The sequence below is a fragment of the Vibrio sp. R-1 genome (assembly GCF_035615595.1).
GTDB classification, from domain to species: Bacteria; Pseudomonadota; Gammaproteobacteria; order Enterobacterales; family Vibrionaceae; genus Vibrio; species Vibrio cholerae.
This window is the reverse complement of record NZ_WPDC01000040.1, coordinates 13,413-30,928: the sequence shown is the minus strand read 5'-3', so window position 1 is coordinate 30,928 and position 17,516 is coordinate 13,413. Positions and strand designations below refer to the sequence as shown.

The window sequence follows — 17,516 nt, the reverse complement described above, 5'->3', positions numbered from 1 at the left end:
AAGGACTCAGATTGAGTGGTTAATCTCATAGTAGGCAGGATCAAAGTGTAAGACTCTTTCGTGAGTCACACTCTGGCAAATTGATGATGAAAAGCATCAATACCAATCTGGTATTTCTCAGAACTGCTTCGCAAAGCCTGATACAAAAATAAGACAAGGCAGCGAGGCTGCCTTGTCTTATTTTGATTGAACAAAGGATGAGCCGGATTATTTCGCGTTTTTGCGTTTATCCGTGACCAACCATTTACCCTCTTGGTAAACCGCCATCCAACCGGAAGGTTTACCCTCTGTCTCGGTACGCACGTAATGCTCTTTCTCTTTACGAGAGAAACGCACCACAGCAGGTAAGCCATCAGGGTCATGTGCGGGTGCAGAAGTCAGATACTGGTATTTTTCTGGCAAACGCTCAGCAAAACGTTTCAACTCTTCCACCAAAGGCGCGCGTGTTTCACGCGATTTAGGGAAATTGCTCGCCGCAAAGAACAAGCCAGATGCACCATCACGCAGCACAAAATACGCATCCGAATTTTCACAAGGCAGTTCAGGGAAATGCACTGGCTCTTCTTTCGGTGGCGCAACTTCGCCATTTTTCAGGATCTTACGCGTATTTTTACAAGCATCGTTGGTACAACCCATGTACTTACCAAAGCGGCCATTTTTCAACACCATGTCTGAGCCACATTTATCACACTCGACGGTTGGGCCTTCATAGCCTTTGACTTTGAACTCGCCTTCTTCAACGATAAAGCCTTCACAGTTCGGATTGTTACCACAAACATGTAGCTTACGCTTATCGTCAATCAGATACGCATCCATCGCCGTTTCACAAATTGGGCAACGCTTCTTAGCACGCAGTGCTGCGGTTTCGACATCCTCTTCGAGAACGTTGATCACCCCTTCTTCGTCACCTAAGTTGATGGTGGTTTTGCAGCGCTCTTTCGGCGGTAATGCATAGCCAGAACAGCCTAAAAACACCCCAGTCGATGCTGTACGGATCCCCATCGGACGCGAACAGGTCGGACACAAAATATTGGTCATCACGATGTGATTAGGCTTCATGCCACCTAAGCTTTCATCTTGCTCCGCCGTTTCGAGGTCGCGACTGAAATCAGCAAAGAACTCATCCAGAACTGCTGTCCAGTTCACTTCACCTTCGGCGATTTGGTCGAGTTTCTCTTCCATACGCGCGGTAAAGTCGTAGTTCATCAAGTCGTCAAAATTCTCATCAAGACGATCGGTGACAATTTCACCCATTTTTTCCGCGAAGAAACGGCGCTGATCGACTTTCACATAACCGCGGTCTTGAATGGTGGAAATGATCGATGCATACGTCGATGGGCGACCAATACCACGCTTTTCTAACTCTTTCACCAATGCCGCTTCCGTGTAACGTGCTGGCGGTTTGGTAAAGTGCTGTTTCGGATCTAGGCTGACGAGCTTTAGGCTATCACCGACCTTCACCGGAGGCAGGATCTGATCTTCGTTTTTACCCAACGGGCGCTGTACGCGAGTCCAACCATCAAACTTGAGGATACGACCTTTCGCTTTCAGGGTGTACTCTGCCGCTTTTACACTGACTGTCGTGGAATCGTATTGCGCAGGTGTCATTTGACAAGCCACAAACTGATTCCAAATCAGGGCATACAGCTTGTGTGCATCCGCTTCCATTCCTTCCAGATCGTCGGCGGTGACAGTCACATCCGAAGGACGAATCGCTTCGTGCGCCTCTTGGGCATTTTGCTTGCTGCCATACACATTTGGCTGGCTTGGCAAATACGCCTCACCGTAATGCTTGGTGATGTAGCCACGCAGATTCTCGACCGCTTCCGCACTCAAGTTGGTTGAGTCGGTACGCATATAGGTGATGTAACCCGCTTCATACAAACGCTGAGCGAGCATCATGGTCTTTTTCACCCCATAGCCAAGGCGAGTACTCGCAGCTTGCTGCAGGGTTGACGTAATGAAAGGCGCACTCGGTTTACTGGTGGTCGGTTTGTCTTCGCGTTTGCACACTTCGTACTGCGCTTTATTGAGCGCAGCAACCGCCGCCAAGGCTTCCGTTTCGTTCACGGGCTTGAAAGCTAAACCGTCTTTTTGGGCCACCAACAGGCGAAAGTCTTGCTTGTCTGCGGTCAAGGTATCGGCATTGATGTCCCAAAATTCTTCAGGAACAAACGCTTTGATGTCGCGTTCACGCTCAACCAGAAGTTTCACGGCGACAGACTGTACACGACCAGCGGAAAGGCCACGCGCCACTTTTTTCCACAGCAGTGGCGAGACCATAAAGCCCACCACACGGTCCATGAAACGGCGTGCTTGTTGCGCGTTCACGCCATCCATATTCAGTTCGCCAGGCTGCTGAAAAGCCTGCTGAATGGCGTTTTTTGTGATTTCGTTAAATACCACTCGTTTATATCGCTTTTCATCGCCACCGATGATCTCACGAAGGTGCCAAGCGATGGCTTCTCCCTCGCGGTCCAAGTCGGTTGCGAGATAAACGCTGTCAGCGTCTTTCGCGAGCTTTTGCAGCTCGGCCACCACTTTCTCTTTACCCGGCAGAATTTGGTAATTGGCTTGCCAGCCGTGATACGGATCGACACCCATCTTTTTGATCAGCGCTGCGCGTTCTTTTTCACGCTTCTGCTGCTCTTTATCAGTAGTAGATGCTTTCTTAGTCGATGCTGCCGCCGCTTTACCGGTCGGTGTGGCCGTTTGCCCTGCTGTAGGCAGATCACGCACGTGTCCCACACTGGATTTCACGATAAAGTCTTTACCAAGGTACTTATTGATGGTTTTAGCCTTGGCTGGCGACTCGACGATAACGAGTGATTTACCCATATTGACTCAATTGTCCTTCATCATTTGGCGCGATTTAAATCGCATGACGTTCTAAAATGTAATTCTTTTTTTACTATCGAGCCAGATAACAAGAAGATCAACTTGTTTTTTCTAAAAGCTTTTTATTTGCTCGACAAATCGACGAAATGTTGTTCTGCTGTCAAAAACGCGCCCATACTAAAGTGAAGAGCGGTATACCGCGACCCCAAAACGACGAAATATGCAATAACTCACAAATTCATCTAGAGAACAAATCGCCCTTTTCCTGCTTTCTGTCAAGGTTGTCACCGGTTACCTACTTATAATGCCTGCATCCAATGGTAAGGAGTTATCACCATGAGCCATAAAAAACCGATCACTGAATTTGAACTTTTACTGATTGCTAACCAGTTAATTCAAGATCATGAGTGCTACATCGAAGGCATGCGTGCCACTCAAGTAGAAGAAAAAGAAGACGTGTTAGTGTTTAAAGGTGACTATTTCCTCACGGAACAAGGCCTTCCTACCGAGAAAACCACAGCGGTATTTAATATGTTTAAATATCTCGCTCATCATCTCTCACCCGAATTTACCCTACAAAAATAGTAAAAGCCTCGTAATGAGGCTTTTTTCAATTACTTACATCTATTCCAAAACCGATTTTATCGTCATCGGTTTTGGACAGAGAATGACACTTTAGCGGCTTAACTGCGCAAACTTGTCAAAGTAATCGGGGAACGTTTTTGAAGTGCATTTCGGATCATTGATCGTCACTGGCGTATCGCTCAACGCAACCAGAGAAAAACACATCGCCATCCGGTGATCGTCATAGGTATCGATTGCCGCATGGATGAGCTTAGTTGGAGGCGTAATCACAATGAAATCTTCCCCCTCTTCGACTGTCGCACCCACTTTACGCAGTTCGGTGGCCATTGCTGCCAAGCGATCCGTCTCTTTTACGCGCCAGTTGTAAACGTTACGAATGGCCGTGGTACCTTTGGCAAAAAGTGCCGTCGTCGCAATCGTCATCGCCGCATCTGGGATATGGTTAAAATCGAGATCCACCGCATTCAGTTCACCACGGCGAGCAATCACATAATCATCGCCCCACTCAATTTGCGCGCCCATCTTTTCCAATGCATCCGCAAATTGAATATCGCCTTGGATGCTGTTTTTACCAATACCGGTCACTTTTACCTCACCGCCTTTAATGGCAGCCGCAGCAAGGAAATAGGAAGCAGAAGAGGCATCACCTTCGACGAGGAACTGCCCCGGAGACACATAAGATTGCCCCGCTGGGATCACAAATTCTTGATAATCGTGGTTGATCACCTGAACACCAAACTGCTCCATGATGTGCAGTGTAATGTCGATGTAAGGCTTAGAAACCAGCTCACCGACGATCTTGATGGTCACTTTGCCCTGCGCCAACGGTGCCGACATAAGAAAGGCGGTCAAAAACTGACTAGAGATAGAACCATCGATAGTTACCGTTCCTGCTTGTAAGCCCGTCCCTTGAATACGCAGTGGCGGAAAGTTTTCCTGCTCCAGATACTCAATTTGTGCGCCGGCTTGACGAAGTGCATCCACTAAGTGGCCAATCGGGCGCTCTTTCATGCGCGGTTCACCAGTCAGTACATAGTCGCCTTGTCCAAGACACAACGCCGCCGCCAGCGGACGCATTGCAGTGCCTGCGTTACCTAAAAACAGCTCTAATGGCTGAGTCGTGTGAAAGGCTTGGCCCAAACCTTCTACTTCACAGGTGGTTTTATCGGCCGAGAGGCGATAGTTCACGCCCAGCTTGGTCAAAGCATTGAGCATATGGCGAATATCGTCGCTATCGAGCAAGTTAGTAAGACGAGTCGTGCCTGAGGCTAGCGCAGCCAGCAAGAGCGCACGGTTTGAAACGCTTTTGGAACCGGGAAGATTCACTTCCCCAGAGATGAGTTCAATCGGTTGTAGAGTCAAGCTTTCCATTGGATGTTGTGTTTCCTTGCGCCGCTGAAAGTCCTTGTGGTAATGGGTCGCGGCGAAAATTCTTCGTATCCGCAGACTAACCAAATTCATGCGCTAGCGCTAGCCTTTATCTTGCTCGCAATGAATTTTTATTTCTGTTTATGCAATCTCGACCAAGCCTGGGATTTCCCAAGCATCAAGATTGGCAAACTTCATCAAAATCACTAAGATCGCGGCTCATTCACTTTCGGAATGGCTCACAGGGACTTCTAAGGCAAACCAATACGATGGCTATTTATCTGACTGAATTATCGCCGGAAACGTTGACATTCCCCTCTCCTTTTACTGCGTTAGATGACCCTAACGGCCTGCTTGCATTTGGCGGCGATCTCCGTCCTGAGCGAATTTGGGCGGCTTATCAACAAGGTATTTTCCCTTGGTATGGCCCTGAAGACCCGATTTTGTGGTGGAGCCCTTCCCCACGTGCCGTGTTTGACCCTACTCGGTTTCAACCTGCCAAAAGCGTGAAGAAGTTCCAACGTAAACATCAGTATCGGGTTAGCGTGAATCACGCGACGTCGCAAGTGATTGAGCAGTGCGCGCTCACTCGCCCTGCGGATCAACGTTGGCTCAATGACTCAATGCGCCATGCGTATGGCGAGTTGGCGAAACAAGGTCGTTGCCATTCTGTTGAGGTGTGGCAGGGCGAACAACTGGTGGGTGGGCTTTATGGCATTTCCGTTGGCCAACTGTTTTGTGGCGAATCCATGTTTAGCCTCGCAACCAATGCCTCGAAAATTGCGCTTTGGTATTTTTGCGACCATTTTTCTCGCCATCAAGGGCAGTTGATTGATTGCCAAGTGATGAATCCGCATTTGCAATCTTTAGGCGCAACGACCTTGAGCCGTGAACAATTTATCCAATCGTTGCTATCTTTTAAGGAGAAGCAGGTGCTCAGTGGCTGTTTTGAAACTCAGTGGCTCGCCACCCCCACTTCGCCATGTGCCTTTGAGGATTGATGCATGAGCTCAGATATTCAGCAAATTCGTATTGGCTTAACCAATAACCATCCTTGTAGCTACTTAGCGGATCGGATGGAGCGCGTCGCCGTGGCGATTGATCCGCAGATGCAAACCCCCGAAACCTATGAAGTGCTGATGGCAAATGGTTTTCGGCGCAGCGGCGATACCATCTACAAACCGCATTGTGATCATTGCCAGTCTTGCCAAGCTCTGCGAATTCCTGCGCCCGATTTTGTGCCAAGCAAAAGCCAAAAACGTTTACTCAAGCTGCTCAGCCAAGAGTTTCATTGGCAGTTGAAACCAGAACTGGATGAAGATTGGTACGCCCTTTACGCGCGTTATATTTTCGCTCGTCATCGCCACGGCTCCATGTACCCACCCAATAAAATGGAATTTGCCAAATTTGCCCGTGCAAAATGGCTTAATACCCAATATTTACATCTTTATCAGGGCGAAAAGTTGGTCGCGATTGCCGTCACCGATTTACTCCCAAACAGTGCGAGTGCGTTTTACACCTTTTATGACCCAGATATTTCGATCTCTTTAGGCACCTTAGCGGTACTTTGTCAGCTCAATTACTGCCAACAGACCAAAAAGCAGTGGCTTTATTTGGGATATCAAATCGATGAATGCCCAGCTATGAACTACAAAGTCCGGTTCAATCCACATCAAAGGCTAGTAAATCAACGTTGGCGAGGGTAGAATACGCCGCAACTTCCCATATTGAACGTTTAATGGCAGAATCCTGCGCCGTTAAAGATCGCCAAATTTCTAAAGAGGATTAAATGGCTAAAGAAGACGTAATTGAGATGCAAGGCACTGTCCTTGATACTCTTCCTAACACAATGTTCCGTGTAGAGCTTGAAAATGGTCACGTAGTGACAGCTCACATCTCTGGAAAAATGCGCAAAAACTACATCCGCATTCTGACTGGTGACAAAGTCACTGTAGAGATGACTCCTTACGATTTGTCTAAAGGTCGCATCGTCTTCCGTGCTCGTTAATCTCTGATTTCCGAACGCAACAAAAAGCGGAGCTTATGCTCCGCTTTTTGTTTTGCTACAGCACTTATCAATCAATGCGTTAGCAAAATATCGACGGCGTTCAACCAAGAATCCATATACCCTTCCTACTTAAAGCAGTCGCGGTGTTGGCTGCCACTTCAAGTGATTTGGGTATAACAAAGAATAAAGCTCAACTATAGCGCCGCTGCTCTTTATCACTGTAGCAACCTGCTGTATTCATGCTGTACTCCGGACACAAAAAAGGCGCGATAACGCGCCTTTTTAAGATAAGAGTTAATTCTCTTACTCGATATCAATCACATCAAACTCGACTTCTGGGTTGACGTCAGCATCGTAATCAATGCCTTCAATGCCAAAGCCAAACAGCTTGATGAACTCTTCTTTGTACATGTCGTAATCGGTCAGATCACGCAGGTTCTCTGTGGTGATTTGTGGCCACAGATCACGGCAGTGCTGCTGAATGTCATCACGCAGTTCCCAGTCATCCAAACGCAGACGATTGTGATCATCCACTTCCGGCGCTGAACCATCTTCTTTGTACAGACGTTGACTGAACATGCGGTAAATCTGCTCCATACAGCCTTCATGCACGCCCTGTTCACGCATCTTCTTGAACACCATCGCGATGTAGAGCGGCATCACAGGAATCGCAGAGCTTGCTTGAGTCACCACAGATTTCAAGACAGCAACGTTCGCGGTACCGCCTTTCGCTGCCAGCTTTTCGTTCAGCGCTGTCGCTGCGCGATCTAGGTCCATCTTGGCACGGCCTAGAGCGCCATCCCAGTAGATTGGCCAAGTCAATTCAGTACCGATGTAGCTGTACGCGACGGTTTTGCAACCTTCAGCAAGAACACCCGCCTCTTCCAGCGCTTGGATCCACAGTTCCCAATCTTGACCGCCCATCACGGTGACAGTGTCAGCGATTTCTTGCTCGGTCGCAGGTTCAACACTGGCTTCAATGATCACATCTTTATTGGTATCTACCGCGGTAGAGGTGTACGTTTCGCCGATCGGTTTTAGTGCAGAGCGCACTAGCTCACCCGTGTCTGGCATCTTACGCACTGGAGAAGCCAATGAGTAAACCACCAAATCAATCTGGCCGAGGTCTTGCTTAATCAGCTCAATCGCTTTTTGCTTCGCTTCGTTCGAGAACGCATCGCCGTTCAGGCTTTTTGCGTACAAGCCCGCTTCGTGCGCTAGCTTGTCAAACGCTGCTGCATTGTAGAAACCCGCAGTACCTGGTTTTTTGTCAGTGCCCGGCTTTTCGAAAAATACGCCGATCGTCGCCGCACCACCGCCAAACGCCGCAGCGATGCGTGATGACAGACCATAGCCGCTAGACGATCCGACAACCAACACGCGCTTAGGTGCGTTTTTGATCGGACCTTGTGCTTTTGTGTAGGCAATTTGTTCTTTTACGTTCGCTTCACAACCCACTGGGTGCGTTGTTGTACAGATAAATCCACGAATTTTAGGTTTGATGATCATATTCAACTTCCTTAAAAAATCGTCGCTAGGATAAAAGGTTCAGACACAAACCGCATCTAATTTCTCTCAATTTCGCCGAAAATGGCCAGTGGTTGGAGCACTCATTGGGGGATTTTTCCCGTTATGCTCACAAAAAACTCAATCAATAAAAATAAAGAGGGCTTCTGATGAGAAGCCCTCGATACTCTATTTTATTTGTTACGCCACACTGTTTAACTTAGGTTTGGTGGTCTGATGGGTATGGATTTGCGAGAAATCATGGCTGAAATGATCGACCTGAATCGCACGGCTACGCAGTTTTTCTGCCGCCAGTATCGAGGCCACTTCATCTGCGCTCAGCACACCGGCTTGCTCTGCTTGTGCCAGGCGATCAACCAGTAGTCCTTTACGCGCCACTTTGCCCTCTTTCACCCCTTGTTGCAGTTTACGCTCTAAGCCTTTAACGCTATACATGGCCAAAAACGCTTTTTCCATCAAGCCTACGCTATCATCTTCATCTTTACCTATGTAGCACAGCGCGGTTAAACGATCACGATGCGCTCCTGGGGTCATCAGACTTTCTGCGAGTTTGACCGCTAACTCATCACTCGGTGGTGCAAAGTGGTTGCCTAGCGGGAACAGCAGCCCTTTCAAGATGGCTCCGACCCCAGTCACAGGGTAGTTACGATACGCTTGGTTAAGCGATTTCGCTGCGTGATGCAAACAGTACTGCATCGCATAGTGTACGTAATCTAAATCCGCTTGATGGCGGCCTTCGTCCTCATACTTTTTCAGTACCGCCGAGCCCATGTACAGATAGCTCAGTGCATCGCCTAAGCGTGCTGAAATCATCTCTTTACGTTTGAGCTCGCCACCCAAGGTGAGCATTGCCACATCCGCACTCACCGCTAAAGCGCGGCTCAGGCGAGTCATCTGCTTATAGTAGTCTTGTGTGGGGCCACTCATGTTCGCTTTAATAAAGCGTGAACCCGTCAGTGCAGCAAACAGAGCACCAAAGCTGTTTTTGGTTGCGTGGGCAATGTGCTTGAACAGCAGTTCATCAAACGCTTTCGCCCCTTCTTGTTGATCTGGGTTGGCCGCCGCTTCCATCTCTTTGAGAACATAAGGATGGCAACGAGTCGCACCTTGACCGAAGATCATCAGGTTACGCGTCAAAATGTTCGCCCCTTCAACCGTGATTGCCACGGGTACGCCGAGATAGTGCGTCGCCAGATAGTTCATTGGTCCATCTTGGATAGCACGACCAGAATGGATATCCATCGCATCATTCAAAATGGTGCGCGCGATTTCCGTCATGTGGTATTTGGCAATTGCCGTAACAATTCCCGGTTTCTCTTTGAGATCCAAAGAGGTGGTGGTCAAAGTACGGGTCGCTTCCAGCAAGTAGGTTAAACCGCCGATACGTCCCATGGCTTCCGCCACTCCTTCAAATTTACCAATCGACATCCCAAACTGCTTACGCACATAGCCATATGCGCCTGTGGTACGAGCGGTGAGATGGCCAATCGCGGTACCCAATGCAGGTAGGGAGATCCCACGTCCTGCCGAGAGACACTCCACCAACATGCGCCAGCCTTTACCTGCGTAATCCGCCCCACCAATCAGCCAATCCATTGGGATAAACACATCTTGACCGCGGGTTGGGCCGTTCATAAAGGCCAAACCTAGTGGATCGTGGCGTTCGCCAATCTCTACGCCTTCATGGGCAGCAGGGATCAGCGCACAAGTAATACCAATCTCTTCTTTATCGCCAAGCAGATGCTCTGGGTCGCTCAGTTTGAAAGCAAGGCCCAGCACAGTCGCCACCGGTGCCAGCGTGATGTAACGCTTGTTCCAGCTTAAACGGATGCCCAGCACGTCTTTGCCTTCATGCTTGCCGTAGCAGACCACGCCTTGATCAGGAATACTGCCGGCATCCGACCCCGCTTCCGGCCCTGTCAATGCAAAGCAAGGAATATCGGTGCCATCGGCCAAACGTGGCAGCCAGTAATCTTTCTGCTCTTGGGTGCCGTAGTGTGACAACAGCTCACCAGGGCCCAATGAGTTCGGTACCATGACCGTCACTGCAGTACTGATGCTGCGCGTAGCAATGCGTGACACTATGGTCGAGTTCGCCAGAGCCGAGAACTCACGGCCACCATACTCTTTGGAAATAATCAGCGAGAAGAAACGCTCTTTACGTAGGTAGTCCCACACCTCTTTGGGGAGATCGCGATCTTGTTTGACTATCTTGTAGTCATCCAACATAGCGAGCAGAGTTTCCAACTCGTTGTCGATGAAAGATTGCTCCTCCGCTGACAAGGTCGGTTTCGGATAATGGTGCAGCTTGGTGAAATCAGGCTTACCAGAGAACAGTTCACCATCCCACCATACACTGCCCGCTTCCATCGCTTCTTTCTCGGTTTGTGACAGAGGAGGAAGCACTTTCTTAAACATTTTGAAAGCGGGATCGCTGATCCATTTTCTGCGTAGAGAGCTCATATTCAGATCCTTTTGTTCACTGGTTACACTGTTATTTTTGTTATGAATCGGTTAGTTATTTCGCCGCCACACCGGCCGCGAGGTATGGAATCAGTTGATCGACCACAGACTTAGCATCAACTTTGCTTCCAAAATCATTTTCTGCAATCTCTGCCAACGCTTGACTCGACGCCATGGTAAAGACGCAGGTACCTAAGGTGAAATGCAACCGCCAAAACAAGGTTTCGCGAGTCAAGTTGGGGTTCGCCTTAAGCACGGAATCGGTAAATAGGGTTAGCACATCATTATAGCGATTGGTAATAAACCAACGGAGATGGCCCTGCACATCGGTATAACCCCGGCCAATCAGCAGCATAAAACGGCTGGTGCCATTGGGGCGCAATTCGCTTAACGAACGCAAGGGAGCACGTAGCGCTTCAAAAACTTCAGCCATATCGTAATCGTCCCGCTCGTTAAGCCGCTCAAGCGACTGTTTCATCTCCGGCATGAAAGCTTCGAGATAACGATTGAGTACCGCTCGAACTAAGGTTTTTTTATCACCAAAATGGTAGTTGACCGACGCAAGGTTCACCCCCGCTTTACTGGTGATCGTGCGCAAAGAGGTATCATTGAAGCCGTATTCCGCAAACAGCCCTTCTGCTACATCCAATATTTTTTCCTTAGTACTACTGCGTAATGCCATTTCAATCACTCGTATCAAACAACTGTTTGAAATATACTCTCGCTACATTTGATTAACAAGCGATTAACATCACATTTTCTCGCCATGGTCTGACCAGATGCAGCTAAGTGCTTGCAACACGATGAAAAGTCGTCCACAAAAAAATTTAAAAATAATTTGCGAACTTTTGGAACTCTTTGCCAAACGCCCAGTCTGAATAGACGTGATTGACAGAGCTTTGAGAGTTTTACTGGCCGTCAAATTTGGTTCTCGACCCGCTGTCACCAATTACGCTGCTTTTTCCTTTTTATTAACTCCTATACTTGTGTACGCCCAAAACCAGATTGTTTTGGGCGTTTTTTTATCTGGTTTATTTTGCTCAAGTCGGTTAATCGGCGATTTTTCAGTCAAAAATTCAGGACTTAGAGCACGGCGATAAGTGGTTAGGCCGCCAGTCATAAGGGTGGTCACTCGGAGAGAGTTTGATCCAAACCCTAGTCGTGGCGATCGAACTGCGTATAATGTGCGACCCCATTCAGAGCTCGATTTTCTTATGCTGATCACTCAATCACCTATCACTGAACACCGTTTTGCAGGGCAAACCTTTTACCTCAAACGGGATGACAAACTTCATCCACATTTCAGTGGTAACAAAGCCCGCAAATTGATGGCGTTGCTTGAAGGGGATTTTCCCGGCATCACCACCTTAATCAGCTATGGTTCGGCACAAGCTAACTCGCTCTACTCTTTTGCAGCACTCGCTAAACTGCGCGGTTGGCGCTTGGAGTTTTACGTTGACCATATTCCCGCGTGGCTGAAAAGTTATCCAATCGGTAACTACCGTGGTGCGCTGGAATTGGGAGCGACCATTATTGAAACGCGCTCACTAGGGGCTAAACATCCACGAGAATTTATTCAGCAACAACGTATGCCCAATACCGATTGTTTGGTGATTGAGGAAGGTGCGCGCAGCCCCTTTGCTGAGCCGGGGATCAAACAGTTGGCGCTGGAAATGTTGGAATGGATCCGCCACCAAACCCAGCCAGATTGGGTGGTCGCCCTGCCTTCCGGCACCGGAACCACGGCGCTCTACTTACACAAATATTTGCAACCTCACGGTGTTGAAGTCATTACCTGCCCTTGTGTGGGTGACGAATCCTACTTACGTGAGCAGTTTTTAATGCTCGGTGAAACCTCTCACCCGACGGTTCTGACCTCTACGACTAAGCACTATTTCGGTCATCTTTATCCAGAGGATTATCAGCTATGGCAAGCGTTACTGGCACAAACTCATATTGAATTTGATCTGTTATACGACCCGCTGATGTGGCGTTTATTATCAGCTTGGCGTGCCGAGAACCCAGACCGAAACTTGCTTTATCTACACCAAGGCGGTTTACTGGGAAATGAAAGTATGTTGCCGCGTTATCAGCGGCAGTTTAGCGAATATACCCTTCCTACTTGAAGCTGCAGGTAGTTTGGGTATAACCAGAGGATGGAGAGTGTTCAATGCGTACTTTGATTGGGGTAGTCGTGACATTAAGTTACAGTGTCGCGTTGCATGCGGCACCGACGCCAGCGAAACTGCCGATCGTGATCGGCGATGATATTGCTAAACGGGTCTGCTATTACCAAGATCAGGCTTATTCAGAAGGCGCCGTGATATTAGTCGGTGAAGTGTATCTCTCTTGTCAGCGCGCCAATGATTTTGAAACCAATGGCCCGCTGAAATGGTTACCTCTGAACGGGCAGAGCAATCAAACACCGAAACCTAAGCTAGTCCACCCATAAGGGTATATTTGACTTCAAGGTACTCTTCAAGGCCGTGTTTCGCCCCTTCTCTACCAAGGCCCGACTCTTTGATGCCACCAAAAGGCGCTAACGTGGTGGAAATCAACCCTTCGTTGATGCCGACAATCCCCGCTTCGAGTGCTTCACTCATGTGCCATGCACGGCGCAAAGATTGGGTATAACAATAAGCGGCCAAACCCGAATCGGTCGCATTGGCTCGCTCGATCACTTCTTGCTCAGAGCTAAAACGAAACAGTGCGGCCAAGGGGCCGAAGGTTTCTTCGTCAGCAACGCGCATTTCGTCGGTCACTTCGGTTAACACGTGTGGCTGGAATAAACGGCTGCCCGCTTCAGGCAGCGCACCAAACATCACTTTCGCACCTTTGCTTTGGGCATCCACTATATGTGATGTGACTTTAGCAACCGCGGCATCATTGATCAGCGGACCGATGTTTACACCGGCATCCAAACCATAACCGACGTTGAGTCTGCTGACCCGATCCACCAACTTGGCAGCAAATTGATCGTATACCGCGTCATGCACATAAATCCGGTTAGCGCACACGCAAGTTTGTCCAGCATTACGAAATTTCGCCACCATCACACCATCAATCGCGGCATTAATGTCCGCATCTTCGAACACAATAAACGGCGCATTTCCTCCCAGCTCAAGCGAGAGTTTTTTCACGTTATTGGCCGATTGTGCCATCAAAAGCTTGCCAACCCCGGTTGAGCCAGTAAATGAGAGTTTGCGTACCGTTTTGCTTTCCGTCAGTACACGCCCGATTTCAATCGCATCGCCCGTCACCACCTGCAATAAACCATCAGGGATTCCCGCTTGCTGCGCAAGATCGGCCAAAGCTAAAGCCGTGAACGGCGTATCCGGCGCTGGTTTTAACACCACAGCGCAACCAGCTGCAAAGGCAGGGGCACATTTACGGGTAATCATGGCGGCGGGGAAATTCCAAGGCGTAATCGCGGCAACAACGCCAACAGGCTGACGTGAAACCATAATTCGCGCATCAGGTTTATGGGATGGGATCAGCTCGCCATAAGCGCGTTTGGCTTCTTCAGCGTACCATTCCACAAAGCTCGCGGCGTAGTGAATTTCCCCTTGGGCTTCCGCCAGCGGTTTACCTTGCTCAATGGTTAATAACTTCGCCAATGATGCATGATGCTGTTCAATAAGCTCATACCAACGGCGCAAAATTTTGGCTTTATTTTCAGCGGGTTGCTGGCGCCATAAAATTTGCGCCGCCTGCGCACCTGCAATCGCTTCTTGCACCTGAACCGCACTCAATAAAGGAACAGAGCCAATGAGGGAGCCATCAAACGGATTGGTTACCGTTTGCCTTGCCTGTGGCTCACCTAAAATCCACTGCCCATTAATAAAGGCGCTTTGGTGAAAAAATGGAAAATCGGTCGGTAACATGGCAAGACTCCTCATCAGTGATCCATTAGCCTCTAAGGCTTTAGTTCTATACTCAAATGACTTGGAGAGAATACACCGTAGCTCAGCACAAACACACGAATGATTTCATCCATCATGATTTGCTGCTGTTTGGCATCAGGCAGCTCCACCGCGGCCAGCAACTGTGGCCATAAAAACTGACCATGAAAGAGATTCATCAAGGTTGTCGCCATGGGAGCTACATCTTTCTCAATCAGTTTTCCATCCTTAATGGCAGCTTGCAGCCACGCAGTCAGCGCCGTATCTTGAGTCCCCATCAACGCGAGATATTTCTGCGTTAAGGCTGGATCGCGCACAAATTCCCCCACAATCATCCGCAGCACATCAAGGCCAATCGTTCGATACAGTAGGTCAATTTTTGCCGCAAAGTAGTCGTGCAACTGATCCGCAAGAGAACGGGTAGATTGATACTCAAAACCAACCTTGTGCGGCTGTGCCACCAGAAGATTGATCACTTCAATAAAAAGCAACTCTTTACTGGTAAAGTGGCGATACAAGGTGCGTTTTGAGGTACCTGCCCGTTCACAAACGCGATCCATATTCGCTGCATGGAATCCAAACTGGGTAAACTCTTCTTTTGCTGCTTCAATCAGCGCCAACCGTTTTTGCTCACTGAGTTTCATACCACGATTTCCTCAATTTCATCGGTTATCAATATCATCCGCTATCACTATAAGTCCGACGCACAAAAAAGTACACCCATGAGTTTACTTTGTGCTAAAAATAAAGGTATTATCGCCTCAAAATGGCATTCAGGGATCAGAAACCATTAGGGGAAATCTGCCATCAATCAAACAGATTCATTGCTCCCCAAGTATCTGGATACGATAACACTGCTGAGCACTCTGAATGATATTACGAACACTACTGACACTCACCGTTTTCTGTTTTCCATTCACCACTTGGGCCAGTGAGTTTTCACTGCCGATTTGGAAAGAAAAAGCCGAAGCTCTCGGTTATGAATTACCCAAACCGATTGGCTTTAATCTCAGTTACATGACGATGGAACAAGGGATCAACGTCGATTCAATCGCTATCCAAGGCCTGGGTAAATTGCCACTGCAATTACAAGCGGATCCAGGTAGACAATATACCAAAGTGTTGACTCTGCGCGCCGACGTGTGGCTATTCCCCTTTCTTAATCTGTATGGTTTAGTCGGCAAGCTAGACGGTTACTCCACGACAGATGTGAATATGAAGTTTTTAGGGGCACAGCACACCATCAACAATTTTCGTCTCGACCTTGATGGTTACACCACAGGGGTCGGTGGTGTACTGGTTGGCGGTTATCAGAACTGGTTTGCCTTGGTCGATGCTAGCCTAACCGAAAGCCGTCTCACGGTCATCGATGGCAGTATTGAAGCCATAGTGATTTCTCCGCGAATCGGTTACGACTTCCATCGTCATGGCCATCCATTGCGACTTTGGGTGGGAGCTATGTATCAAGATGTCGAACAAACTTTACAAGGTTCCCTATCGGATCTTGGCCTTCCGGGCTCACTCACCGCTTTACTCCCTAAAGATGCGGGTTTTGAAGTGAAACAACATTTGCAAACGTCATGGAATCCGCTGGTTGGGATGCAGTATCAACTCAATGACAGTTGGTATTTGCTCGGCGAGTTCGGTTTTGGCGATCGCCAAAGTCTATTTTTCTCTCTCGATAGACGTTTTTAATCAGTCATCTGCGATGAAAACAAATACTCTGATTTTTCTAATCACCTTAGGTTTTTCACTGTTAGCCGAAGCATCAGATAATGTATTGGATAAAGTGCTCGAAAAACTGGGGGCAACTGAAACGGTCGATGTGAGTAAAACTATTGATTTGGGGATACTCCCTGGACCATTTGTTAATCCTGAGCAAGGCCTAGGCATTGGCATCGCGGCAGTGGGGCTCTATGCGCCACCAACGTGGCAAGAGGGGCATCCATTTTCAACCGTGACCATCACCTCCTACACGTCAACTTCAGGTTCTTACGGTTTAGGCCTAGTAAATCGTACTTATCTCAATAACGATCAATGGAGAATGCTCATCGATGGTTGGATTAGCCATGCGCCGAGTGACTATTGGGGTATTGGTGCCAAGGCTACGGAACAGGAATCCAATAAAACACACTATGACGCGAAAAGGTTGCAGTTTAACCCATCGCTGGCTTATGAGCTGTTTCCAAGCACTTACCTTAAGGTTGGCTGGCAATGGCAGAGTTATCGTGCGATTGCAGTGAAAAAAAAGGGGGATGCGGCTGCGGAGCTTAAGCCTGGGGTAAGTAGTGGAAGCTTAATTGGGCTTGAATATGACAGCCGAGACTTTGAACCCAACCCGCAGTCAGGAAGCTATATCAATCTTGAATGGAGTGATTATCGAGACCGCTATGGTAGCGATTTTGACTATCAACAATGGGTGTTTAACTTACGCCATTATCAGCGATTAACGCCTCAAACTATCTTTGCGATGGAATGGTTTAATCAATCTTTCACTGGTGAAGTACCTTGGTTCGACCACGCAATGCTCGGCGATGATCAAAGAATGCGAGGCTATTACCAAGGCCAATATCGTGACAAACACTTCGCTACCGCACAATTTGAAATTCGTCATAGCTTTAACGCAAGACACGGCATGGTGGCGTGGTTAGGTAGTGGCAGCACAGCTTCACAATTTGCTGACTTAGCGGAGAGTGAATGGCTGCCAACTCTTGGTGTCGGTTACCGCTTTGCCTTTAAAGCAAGAATCAATGTGCGCATTGATTTAGGTGTAGGTAAGCAAAACAACGGATTTTATTTTCAGATAAACGAAGCATTTTGAGGAA

Annotated in this window: 16 protein-coding genes; 8 read left to right on the top strand and 8 right to left on the bottom strand. The window is 48.3% G+C overall.

Going from position 1 to position 17,516, the window contains the following annotated elements:
• Window positions 1-207: 207 nt before the first annotated feature.
• Window positions 208-2,838, bottom strand: a complete 2,631-nt coding sequence (gene topA / locus GOU96_RS10375) for a type I DNA topoisomerase (protein ID WP_267781611.1) — start codon at window positions 2,836-2,838, stop codon at window positions 208-210.
• Between the two features lie 336 nt (window positions 2,839-3,174).
• Between topA and GOU96_RS10370 the strand changes: the two genes are divergently transcribed.
• Window positions 3,175-3,423 carry a YciN family protein gene (locus GOU96_RS10370; protein ID WP_118089636.1) on the top strand — a complete coding sequence of 83 codons (249 nt, stop codon included), beginning with the start codon at window positions 3,175-3,177 and terminating at the stop codon, window positions 3,421-3,423.
• Between the two features lie 90 nt (window positions 3,424-3,513).
• Here GOU96_RS10370 and aroA read toward each other — a convergent pair whose 3' ends face one another.
• Window positions 3,514-4,794: a 3-phosphoshikimate 1-carboxyvinyltransferase gene (gene aroA, locus GOU96_RS10365; RefSeq protein WP_000445261.1), complete on the bottom strand. Its 1,281-nt coding sequence runs from the start codon at window positions 4,792-4,794 to the stop codon at window positions 3,514-3,516.
• A gap of 266 nt (window positions 4,795-5,060) precedes the next feature.
• Between aroA and aat the strand changes: the two genes are divergently transcribed.
• From aat to infA, 3 genes are all read left to right on the top strand, one after another.
• Window positions 5,061-5,792, top strand: coding sequence for a leucyl/phenylalanyl-tRNA--protein transferase (gene aat / locus GOU96_RS10360; protein ID WP_001029442.1), 732 nt, complete (start codon window positions 5,061-5,063; stop codon window positions 5,790-5,792).
• 3 nt (window positions 5,793-5,795) lie between these two features.
• Window positions 5,796-6,497: an arginyltransferase gene (locus GOU96_RS10355; RefSeq protein ID WP_000093313.1), complete on the top strand. Its 702-nt coding sequence runs from the start codon at window positions 5,796-5,798 to the stop codon at window positions 6,495-6,497.
• An 83-nt stretch (window positions 6,498-6,580) separates the two neighbouring features.
• Complete coding sequence (infA, locus tag GOU96_RS10350; RefSeq protein WP_001040192.1) at window positions 6,581-6,799, top strand: translation initiation factor IF-1; 219 nt, start codon at window positions 6,581-6,583, stop codon at window positions 6,797-6,799.
• 303 nt (window positions 6,800-7,102) lie between these two features.
• On the opposite strand, the gene fabV is transcribed toward infA, so the two are convergent.
• The 4 genes from fabV to GOU96_RS10330 all read right to left on the bottom strand — a co-directional run bounded on the left by fabV (window position 7,103) and on the right by GOU96_RS10330 (window position 11,909).
• Window positions 7,103-8,308: an enoyl-ACP reductase FabV gene (fabV, locus tag GOU96_RS10345; RefSeq protein WP_108347824.1), complete on the bottom strand. Its 1,206-nt coding sequence runs from the start codon at window positions 8,306-8,308 to the stop codon at window positions 7,103-7,105.
• Between the two features lie 198 nt (window positions 8,309-8,506).
• Window positions 8,507-10,789, bottom strand: a complete 2,283-nt coding sequence (locus GOU96_RS10340; RefSeq protein WP_101410430.1) for an acyl-CoA dehydrogenase — start codon at window positions 10,787-10,789, stop codon at window positions 8,507-8,509.
• Window positions 10,790-10,844: 55 nt separating this feature from the next.
• Window positions 10,845-11,471 carry a TetR/AcrR family transcriptional regulator gene (locus GOU96_RS10335; RefSeq protein WP_042987754.1) on the bottom strand — a complete coding sequence of 209 codons (627 nt, stop codon included), beginning with the start codon at window positions 11,469-11,471 and terminating at the stop codon, window positions 10,845-10,847.
• Window positions 11,472-11,738: 267 nt separating this feature from the next.
• Window positions 11,739-11,909, bottom strand: a complete 171-nt coding sequence (locus GOU96_RS10330; protein ID WP_000145594.1) for a hypothetical protein — start codon at window positions 11,907-11,909, stop codon at window positions 11,739-11,741.
• 94 nt (window positions 11,910-12,003) lie between these two features.
• Between GOU96_RS10330 and GOU96_RS10325 the strand changes: the two genes are divergently transcribed.
• Together GOU96_RS10325 and GOU96_RS10320 are read left to right on the top strand one after the other, a co-directional pair.
• Window positions 12,004-12,915 (top strand): 1-aminocyclopropane-1-carboxylate deaminase/D-cysteine desulfhydrase, encoded by a 912-nt coding sequence (locus tag GOU96_RS10325; protein ID WP_069648134.1) that lies wholly within the window; start codon window positions 12,004-12,006, stop codon window positions 12,913-12,915.
• Window positions 12,916-12,959: 44 nt separating this feature from the next.
• Entirely contained in the window at window positions 12,960-13,241 is a 282-nt protein-coding gene (locus GOU96_RS10320) for a YnjH family protein (protein ID WP_001259523.1), read from the top strand.
• Here the strand turns inward: GOU96_RS10320 and GOU96_RS10315 are convergent.
• Together GOU96_RS10315 and breR are read right to left on the bottom strand one after the other, a co-directional pair.
• Window positions 13,222-14,673, bottom strand: coding sequence for an NAD-dependent succinate-semialdehyde dehydrogenase (locus GOU96_RS10315; protein WP_175248048.1), 1,452 nt, complete (start codon window positions 14,671-14,673; stop codon window positions 13,222-13,224). The genes GOU96_RS10320 and GOU96_RS10315 overlap by 20 nt on opposite strands.
• 32 nt (window positions 14,674-14,705) lie before the next feature.
• Entirely contained in the window at window positions 14,706-15,335 is a 630-nt protein-coding gene (gene breR, locus GOU96_RS10310; protein ID WP_175248047.1) for a bile response transcriptional repressor BreR, read from the bottom strand.
• A 226-nt stretch (window positions 15,336-15,561) separates the two neighbouring features.
• Here breR and GOU96_RS10305 point away from each other — a divergent pair, with 226 nt between their 5' ends.
• A complete protein-coding gene (locus tag GOU96_RS10305; protein ID WP_019829812.1) occupies window positions 15,562-16,386 on the top strand; it encodes a hypothetical protein in 825 nt (274 codons plus the stop codon).
• 13 nt (window positions 16,387-16,399) lie between these two features.
• Entirely contained in the window at window positions 16,400-17,512 is a 1,113-nt protein-coding gene (locus GOU96_RS10300; RefSeq protein ID WP_267781619.1) for a BamA/TamA family outer membrane protein, read from the top strand.
• Window positions 17,513-17,516: the final 4 nt, after the last annotated feature.

Coding starts and splice junctions, on each gene's coding strand:
- topA (WP_267781611.1), bottom strand. CDS start 2,838: ATGGGTAAATCACTCGTTATCGTCGAGTCGCCAGCCAAGGCTAAAACC.
- GOU96_RS10370 (WP_118089636.1), top strand. CDS start 3,175: ATGAGCCATAAAAAACCGATCACTGAATTTGAACTTTTACTGATTGCT.
- aroA (WP_000445261.1), bottom strand. CDS start 4,794: ATGGAAAGCTTGACTCTACAACCGATTGAACTCATCTCTGGGGAAGTG.
- aat (WP_001029442.1), top strand. CDS start 5,061: ATGGCTATTTATCTGACTGAATTATCGCCGGAAACGTTGACATTCCCC.
- GOU96_RS10355 (WP_000093313.1), top strand. CDS start 5,796: ATGAGCTCAGATATTCAGCAAATTCGTATTGGCTTAACCAATAACCAT.
- infA (WP_001040192.1), top strand. CDS start 6,581: ATGGCTAAAGAAGACGTAATTGAGATGCAAGGCACTGTCCTTGATACT.
- fabV (WP_108347824.1), bottom strand. CDS start 8,308: ATGATCATCAAACCTAAAATTCGTGGATTTATCTGTACAACAACGCAC.
- GOU96_RS10340 (WP_101410430.1), bottom strand. CDS start 10,789: ATGAGCTCTCTACGCAGAAAATGGATCAGCGATCCCGCTTTCAAAATG.
- GOU96_RS10335 (WP_042987754.1), bottom strand. CDS start 11,471: ATGGCATTACGCAGTAGTACTAAGGAAAAAATATTGGATGTAGCAGAA.
- GOU96_RS10330 (WP_000145594.1), bottom strand. CDS start 11,909: ATGACTGGCGGCCTAACCACTTATCGCCGTGCTCTAAGTCCTGAATTT.
- GOU96_RS10325 (WP_069648134.1), top strand. CDS start 12,004: ATGCTGATCACTCAATCACCTATCACTGAACACCGTTTTGCAGGGCAA.
- GOU96_RS10320 (WP_001259523.1), top strand. CDS start 12,960: ATGCGTACTTTGATTGGGGTAGTCGTGACATTAAGTTACAGTGTCGCG.
- GOU96_RS10315 (WP_175248048.1), bottom strand. CDS start 14,673: ATGTTACCGACCGATTTTCCATTTTTTCACCAAAGCGCCTTTATTAAT.
- breR (WP_175248047.1), bottom strand. CDS start 15,335: ATGAAACTCAGTGAGCAAAAACGGTTGGCGCTGATTGAAGCAGCAAAA.
- GOU96_RS10305 (WP_019829812.1), top strand. CDS start 15,562: ATGATATTACGAACACTACTGACACTCACCGTTTTCTGTTTTCCATTC.
- GOU96_RS10300 (WP_267781619.1), top strand. CDS start 16,400: ATGAAAACAAATACTCTGATTTTTCTAATCACCTTAGGTTTTTCACTG.